Here is a 1,023-nt window from a genome sequence, read left to right on the forward strand (position 1 = left end):
GGCTTTGTTGCACAAATAGACGAAAGGTAGAGTTGTTCTAATCTTCAGATATTTATGCAACAACCACCGTTTTAGCTGTACCAAGTTGAGTAAATTTATTCAAAATATCGACTCTTATTTGCAAGTCAACCACCTGACGATTAAAGCATCGACTAGATACACCTTGTCCAAGTCGTTTCAAGGCAAACATTTTAGCCTCTATTCGGGATCGTCGATGATAACCAATATCTCGTTTCCACTGCTTTTGACCCTTGTCCCAACAGCCTTGTACTGCATGATTCCTTGCTTTACCAATTTCATTTTCTGCCCATAAAGCAGCATTGGAACGAGGAGGGATAATTACATTTGCTTGCCGTTTCAAAATCGCATCATAACAATTCACTGTGTCATAAGCACCATCAGCCGTGACAGATGCAATGGGTTCATCAATTTGATCTAAAAGAGGTTGGAGCATTTCAGCATCACCATATTGGCAGGTCGTGACTTCAACCGCTTGTATTTCTCCACTGTTTGCATCTGTCGCAAGATGTAATTTCAGCCATTGACGATGTTGGTTTACGCCATGTTTTTTACGCACCCATTCCCCATCACCTGTAACTTTGATCCCTGTGCTATCAACTAAAATATGCAAGTCTTCCTGTGGATTTTTTGCTGATTTATGTAGAAGTGGCTGGAGCTTATCTGCTCGCCGACTCAATGTTGAGAAGTCTGGAACATTCCAGTCGAGGTGAGCCATTTGCAAAAGGCTTTGAATGAAACCTTGTGTTTGGCGTAAAGCCAGTTGGAACAGGTTTCGTATCGTCAGGGCAAATTGAATTGCTATATCAGTGTAGGTAGGTTGCCGTCCTTTTTTTCCAGTAGGTGTTGCAGACCATTGCATTTGGGGATCAAACCAAATGGTGAAAGCACCCCGTTGACGTAAAGCCTGATTGTACTCAGACCAGTTCGTTGTTTTGTATCGGCTTTTTGATTCTGTATTCATCTAACATGTATGGGGATGAAATTTATTTATGCAACAAAGCC

General features: G+C 41.6%; 1 protein-coding gene. It reads right to left on the minus strand.

From position 1 onward, the window contains the following. Positions 1-52: 52 nt before the first annotated feature. Positions 53-982: an IS5-like element ISAba10 family transposase gene (locus tag GW12_RS06035; RefSeq protein WP_034584853.1), complete on the minus strand. Its 930-nt coding sequence runs from the start codon at positions 980-982 to the stop codon at positions 53-55. Between the last annotated feature and the right edge of the window lie 41 nt (positions 983-1,023).

The sequence above is a fragment of the Acinetobacter sp. HR7 genome (assembly GCF_000773685.1).
GTDB classification, from domain to species: domain Bacteria; phylum Pseudomonadota; class Gammaproteobacteria; order Pseudomonadales; family Moraxellaceae; genus Acinetobacter; species Acinetobacter thermotolerans.

Excerpts from the sequence above, each read along its gene's own strand:
- GW12_RS06035 (WP_034584853.1), bottom strand. The coding sequence starts at position 982 with ATGAATACAGAATCAAAAAGCCGATACAAAACAACGAACTGGTCTGAG.